Source organism: Streptomyces sp. NPDC002573, assembly GCF_042889625.1.
In the GTDB taxonomy this organism is placed as follows: domain Bacteria; phylum Actinomycetota; class Actinomycetes; order Streptomycetales; family Streptomycetaceae; genus Streptomyces; species Streptomyces gibsoniae.
In genome coordinates this window covers 1-6,640 of record NZ_JBIARC010000165.1, presented here as the reverse complement: position 1 = coordinate 6,640, position 6,640 = coordinate 1, and the positions used below count along the sequence as shown (strand labels likewise).

Sequence of the window (6,640 nt, the reverse complement as noted above, 5' to 3'; positions counted from 1 at the left end):
ACTGGTCACACTTCCGTAGACACAGCCAGGCCCGAGCCCGCCGCTCCCACTACAAACGTCGAGGCCACAACCCCCAGATGCGGTTGCAGTACTAGGCCAGACTTACGCTTGAGGCGCTAAAGGTCAGCGAGCTCACCGGAGTTGATGCGGTCGGGGCCTGGATCGGCCTCGAGGTCCCGAAGGTCACCCTCATGATGGAGGTCCCGGAGTGGGAGCGGTTGGCGTGGACTCCGCACGGCATGCCGTGCAATCCGCGGTCGCAGGGACGCAGCCGGCATTTCCCCCGCGATTGAACGCGTGCGGGGCAATGTCATCGGCGTCATGCTCCAGATCGGCGTCTCGCTATGGCTGGCCCCTCAGTTCTATCCCCCCAGCCAGGGCATGGAAGTACGTCTGCCGCACTGGCCAGTGCGGCAGACGTGCTGCCACTGCCGCGCGCCCTGGTACCCGGACGGCTACAAGGCCGAGGCCGGACCACGGCCGGTCTGCTAGCCCCGGCGGACCACGCACTCATCTGCCGATCAGCGGGCATTTCGGGGCTTCCCGGAGCCGGGTGCGGACGTGATCCGCGAGGTGGCGTCGATGTCTGCGCCGGTCGGCCGCGCACGGGGTACGGACGCTGGCGGGTACGGTCAGTCTGAACCGAGTGTCCGCAAGTAGTCCCGCAGCAGCGAGAACAGTTCCGAAACTGCCTCTTCAATCTGCGCCGGCGAGAACGAGCGGACGTCGGACACCGTCAGTGTTGGATCTATTTCGCACAACACCAGGCCCCACCACGTAAGTTCCCTGGAACCCTTTTCGCGTCTGCCTAGCCAGGCGCGGAAGCCGTTCATCGTGGCCGTGCCAGAGCACATGTCGAATCCGTCAAGGAAGGCGCAGACCTCACTGAAGGATTGCGTCATCGTATACATTCCGACACGGCGTTCGAGGGTGTCTAGGACATCCTGAAGTTTTACCACTGGATTTTCCGCCAATCTTATGGGTTCGGGGACACGAGGGTCCAGTTGTGGTCCTCTGGATACGACCATTCTTCCTTCCATTGGTCGACGGGCATTCCGTCGGGTCCCGTGAACTGGTCATATACGCGTTCGTCTTTCAGGAGGAACGTGTGATGACCCCATGGGGGTCGGCGCGCGCATGCCCTCCTCGGACGTCATGTGGATGTCGGGCCACATGACGGTGTATCAGGCTGCTCGGATTCCCGCAGCTTCCCGACGACGTGCTACCTGCACAGCCCGCTGACGGCAAACCCGCCATGCTCCGCGACGGCACCTTCCACGAACCCAGAACACCCCGCCTCGCTCGACGAGAGATAGAGAGGCACCCCCGACAACGGGCCTCAGGTCAGGAACGGTTCGGTTGTCGCCCGCGGGTCCAATGCCTGCGCTGCCTTCCGCCCATCACGCAACAACTGCCGCGAGCACGAAACTTGATGCTGCCCTGTGCCCCCGCAGGTTACGCACGAGGAAACCCCGCCAGGGATTACCTGGCGAGGTTCGACCTCATCGATCTGTCGAGATCACTCTTCGTTCAAGGCAGCTCGCAGGTTGCCGCATGCGTTCGTCTGCGCGGAGGATGGCGAGGTGCAGGTAGCCGGACGCAGATGGACGGTCGAAGAGACCCTCCAGTCCGATTGCCCACATACTTCAGCTGGGTGAACACCTTATTGCCGACCTCCGCGTTCTGCGGCCCATCCTTGACCCACTTCCGGAACGCCTTGTCGAGGGCACGGGCAGCTGTCGCAGTTCAGCAGCGAGGATCCAGCCGCGAGCGAGCCGCGCGGCCCGCGCATCACGGCAGTCAGCCACTCACCTTTGTATCCGCAAAATCCGGTGCGGCAAGGGAGCGGAAGCGTGCGGTTCTTCTCTCCGCCCCGCCGACCACGCTCAACTCACGGTTACAACTGCCGGTCTCCTTGCCAGGTGATGGACGTCAGTGCGCCCAAACCTCCATTGGCCAGGCCCTTGTAGGTCACCTTCCGGGACGGTCCCAACTTGTGCGCGACCCGTTTCGCCAGCTCCATCCCCTCGTGGAACAGTCGATCCCACTCGGCGTCGTACTTGCCGTCCTCGCCATCCCGCACCTCCAGGTTCAGCGTGGTGTCGATGCTCTCCGCCCAGGTGTACAGATCAGCGACAAGGCCGTCGGACAGAGCCAAGGCGGCGGCGGGATCATCGGGAAAGAAGTCCCCGAATCCTTCGGAGCGAAGCGGACCGAACTTGAACTCGCCTTCGACCGTGATGTCCACCGGATGGGGCGGGGCGCCGTGGCTGTCCCGCTCCCAGTGGAGGCGGTCGCAGCCCCAGCACACCCACTTCGCTGTCTTGTGGCGCTCGTCCCAGTAACGCACCGCCCACGCCGGCCCGAGGTGCCTGGCCAGTCGCTGGGCGATCGCGAGCCCCAGCTTGACATGCTTGCGCAGGTCAGGCCTGGAGGCGAAACCCCCCGGCTGGCGGGTCAACGACCAGGAGCGCAGCGCCTCCGCGAGATCTGCCGGAAGGACCAGTCGGTCATCGTCCAGCGGGATGTTGCGGGTGAAGGCGCCGAGGTCCTCATAGGTCCCGGTATCCTCAGGCTCGTACAACGGAGACATCTCACCCCTGGCCTGTACGAGCACATACTGCGGTTCTTGGAAGGTCATGCGGGATTGGCTCCGATCACATATCCGTTGTCGGCCACGGTAATCCCCACACGCTGGGTCTTGCCGTTGAAGGCAACCTCGAAGATCGGTCTCCCGGTCCCCGTTCCCTGGTAGCCCACCACCTTGCCCTCGGACAGTGCCTTCTTCACAAGGGCCGGGATGTCGTCAACCCGGACTCCCACGTTCGCGAAGTCCCCTGCGTGCCGGAAAATGATATGGATCAAGCCCTTTTTGGCGTTGCCCTTTTCGAGCCAGGCGACGGGCACGCCGGGTTTGGCGTACTCAGTTATCCAGATCGTGTCCGCCCTGCTGAAGCTCACTCCGGCGTCCTTGAGCCTGTCCAGCAGCTTGGGGTCGAGGGTGCCGCGGGCTATCTTGGCCCGTTCTGTCACACCGGCCGCGATACGCAGTCCCAGCCCCGCCGCACTCGTGGGGTCGCCGACGTGGGCGGCGCCCTTCTCCCCGTAGATCTTCTTCAGATCCGCGAGTACCTGCGCGGCGTCCTCACCGGTCTTGATGGCCTGTTCTGCGCGTACGGCGAGCTTGGCCGCTTCGGCGAGCTTCTCGGCGACGGAGGTCGGTACGAGCGTTGCGGCGGCCCAGGCGCAACTGGACTTGTCTCCGTGGTAGCACCGGGCAGCGTCACCAAGCACGATTTCGTACAGGATGGCGCCGGCCTTCTCCCCGAAGAGGTTCTGCCAGCCGATCCGGGTGATGTCACCGAAGCTGAAGTGGTGGGTCCAGTTGTTCGTCTGGTCCTTGAGCGTCTCTGTGCCGAGGAACAGCGTGTCCGGCTTCGGGCAGCCGGCCTCGGTGGCGGGGACGTCGGGATTGAGGCAGTAGTAGTAGCTGACCGTGACATCGAGGTGCAGCTCGTACGTCACAGTGCAGCCCTGGGGTCCGTAGTCGCACGGGTTCAGTTGCTTGGCCGGCCCCGCCTCGGCGACCTTGTCGACGACGTAGAAGCTGCGTTCGACACCGGTTCCAGAGCCCGTCTGCACCTGCTTGTTCGCATCGTTGCGCTGGGCTTGGTCGGCCGCCTGCTGCGCCGACTCCGCGAGCTTCTGGGCGTCCTTGGCCGCCTGTTCGGCCTCGGTCGCGGCGGAGTCGGCCCGGTCCGCTGCCGTGCGGGCGTCCTTCGCGGACTGTTCGGCCTCGTCTGCCGCCGCGTGGGCCGCGGAGGCGTCCAGGGCGGCCTGGTCGGCGGAGTCGCGGGCCTCCTTGGCGTAGCTGTCGGCGTGGCCGGCCGCGGTGTCGGCGGCGGTCGCGTCATCGGCGGCCTGCTTGTCGTAGCCGATCGTCCGGGCCAGTGAGGCCGAGGCCTGGGCGGCTGCCTGGGCGGCGTCGGCGGAGTAGTCGAGGGCCTCCTTGGCGTAGGTGCGGGCGTCGGCCGCGTAGGAGGCGGCGTTGGCGGCGTGCTGGTAGGCCTCCTTGGCGTCGCCCTTCGCCTGGTCGGCGAGGGCCTTGGCGGCGGCGGCCTCTGCCTGCGCGTTCCTGGCGTGGGCGTCGGCGACGGCCTTCTGCTGGTCGGCGATCGTCTTGGACGCCTGGCCCGTCAGTACGACCAGACCTGCGGCGGAGTCGGTGGTGATGTACGGGGAGCCGAGCTGGATCGCGTCGTTGGCCGGGTCGGCGACCTGTGCGGCGGCGTTGCCGGCGTCCGCAGCGGCCTGGGCGGTGACATAGGCGTAGCCCGCAGCCTTGGCCGCGGCCGCCAGGGCGTTGCCGGCTTCCGTGTTCGCCTGGTCGGCCTGGGTCTTGGCGTCCTTGGCGTGCTGTTCGGCCTCGTCGGCTAGCTTGACGGCAGCCTTCGCCTCGGCGGCGGCGTCCTGGGAGGCCTTGATGGCGTCCGCCGCCGCGCTGGTCGCGGTCTTCACGGCGGCGTCCGCCTTCAGCTTCGCGGCCTGCGCGGCGTCCGCGTCGGCGCGGGCGCGCTTGGCCGCCGCCTCGGCTCGGGTCGCTGCCGCGTCCGCGTCGGCCGCCGCCTGCGTGGCGGCGTCCGCCTCGGAACGCGCCGACTTCGCCGCCGCTTCGGCGTCGTCGGCGGCCTTGTCGGCGTCGTCCGCCGCCGCCCGTGCGTCCTTGGCGTTGTCGTCGGAGTCGTGGGCGTCCGCGTAGGCGTCCTTCGCGTCGGCCTTCGCCCGTGCGGCGTTCGCCTTCTGCTCGGCGTCCCAGGCGTCGTCGCGCTTGGACTTCGCGTCGTCGCGGGCCTTGACCGCGGCGTCACGCTTGCCGGTCGCGGTGGCTTCGGCGGCTTCCGCCCTGTCCTTGGCGTCCTTCGCCGTCGCTGCCTGCGCCTCGGCGTTCTGCTGGTGCTGGGCGGCCTCGGCCTGCTTGGCTGCGGCCGTCTCCTTCTCCGCCTTGGCCGTCGCTTCTTCCGCTTCGGCCGCGAGGCGCTTGGCGTGGGCATCGGCGGCGGCCGCCTTCGCGTCGCTCTCGGCCTTCAGCGCGTCGGCGAGCTTCGCCTCGGCGGTCTCCTTGTCCTTCTGCGCGTTGTCGCGGTGCACCTTCGCGGCATCCGCGGCGGCCTTCGCCTGCGCCTCGGCTGTCCGCGCGGCCTCCTTGCGGAACTCCGCCTTCGACTGCGCCGCCTGCGCGAGCGCACGCTGCGCGATGGTCTGGCTGTCGCCGACCGAGGCGCGGGTTGCGGCCTCGGCGGTCTGGCCCGCCTTCACCATCGCCTGGAGGGCGGCGGCGGCACCCTTGGTGACCTGGGCCTTTTGCTGGCCCACCAGCAGACCGCGTCCCCGCGGGGCACCGTTGCCGTCCGCGATGGTGTAGGCGGCCTGGGTGGCTGTGTCCGAGCCGGTGGCGGCCTTCTTGGCGATCTCCAGCTGGGCCTGGAGGACACCGAGTTGCTTCTTGGCCTGCGCCTGGGCGTCGGCGATGCCCTTCTTCGCCTTGTCGAACTGGGCCTTGTCCGGGTAGTCGAGCTTGTCGGTGCCCTCGTGGCCCTTGGGAACGACCTGGAACGTCTGCGGGTCACTGCCGTTGCAGTCCCACTGCCACGAGTCAAAGCCGTTGTCGAACTTGTGCAGGTCCAGGCACTTGTCCGTAGCGGCGTTGCGCAGCTCGCTCGCGGCACGGACGTCGAACTTCCACTGCTGCGCCGCAGTGTTGTTGCACGTCCAGATCTGGATCTTCGTGCCGTTGACGGCACTGCCGCTCTGCACGTCCAGGCACTTCTGGGCGTTGACGTTGAACAGGGCGTAGCCGTGGGGGTAGCCGAAGATCTGCCACTGCTGGGCGGCGCTTCCGTTGCAGGTGTAGATCTGCACCGCGGTGCCGTTGGTCTTCCCGCCGCCCTGCACGTCGAGGCACTTGCCCTGGGCGGCCTCGACCTGGATGACCGCGGGCGACTCACCGATCCATCCGATACCGCCCGGGGCCCAGTACTCCTGCCAGCGGGTCAGATGGTCGGCGATCCAGGACTGGCCGAGCATCTCCCCGAGCGCCTTGGCACCGGCCGCAAGAGCCTTGGTGGCGTCGCGGTTGGCGTCGAGGATCTGGTTGCGCTGGCCGGCCTGGGAGGCGACCTCCTGCTGCCACTCGGCGGACGCGGCGGCGACCTCCTTGCCCAGGGCCTTGTCCGGGTCGACGGGAGTGCGCCATGCGCAGGACGCGAACCGGGTCTTCAAGTCCTCCACAGCGAGGCGGAATTCGAGGCTTCCGGGCTCCGGCGCGGTGCGCGGGAAGCCGCCGGAGGACAAAAACAGCCGGGCGTTGTCCGCGCCGGTCGGCTCGATCGACCAGTTCACCAGCGCGTCCCACGCCTGGTGCTCGGCGGACGCCTGCCCCCAGTCGGGCGCCGACGGATCCGGGTTGCTGCCGTACAGCGGGGTGCCGAGGTCCTTGACGGCCTTGACCGTGGCATCGTCCGCCTTGGGAGTCGGGTCCTGGTAGAAGGGTCATGTCCCGCGGGGTGGTGTAGTCACGGCAGCTGTTTCGGTTCCGGTTGTGGGGTGATCTGCGGTTCAGGTTCGGTTGGCTTGGTGGTGA

General features: G+C 67.7%; 4 protein-coding genes. 1 reads left to right on the top strand and 3 read right to left on the bottom strand.

The features are described 5' to 3' along the window. Positions 1-297 precede the first annotated feature (297 nt). Positions 298-492 carry a hypothetical protein gene (locus ACFYX0_RS46155; RefSeq protein WP_388981422.1) on the top strand — a complete coding sequence of 65 codons (195 nt, stop codon included), beginning with the start codon at positions 298-300 and terminating at the stop codon, positions 490-492. 140 nt (positions 493-632) lie between these two features. Here the strand turns inward: ACFYX0_RS46155 and ACFYX0_RS46150 are convergent, their stop codons facing one another. From ACFYX0_RS46150 to ACFYX0_RS46140, 3 genes are all read right to left on the bottom strand, one after another. Next, positions 633-902 (bottom strand): hypothetical protein, encoded by a 270-nt coding sequence (locus ACFYX0_RS46150; RefSeq protein ID WP_388981420.1) that lies wholly within the window; start codon positions 900-902, stop codon positions 633-635. Between the two features lie 995 nt (positions 903-1,897). Next, entirely contained in the window at positions 1,898-2,641 is a 744-nt protein-coding gene (locus tag ACFYX0_RS46145; RefSeq protein WP_388981417.1) for a hypothetical protein, read from the bottom strand. Next, a complete protein-coding gene (locus ACFYX0_RS46140; protein WP_388981414.1) occupies positions 2,638-6,399 on the bottom strand; it encodes an RICIN domain-containing protein in 3,762 nt (1,253 codons plus the stop codon). The genes ACFYX0_RS46145 and ACFYX0_RS46140 overlap by 4 nt, the downstream gene beginning before the upstream one ends. Between the last annotated feature and the right edge of the window lie 241 nt (positions 6,400-6,640).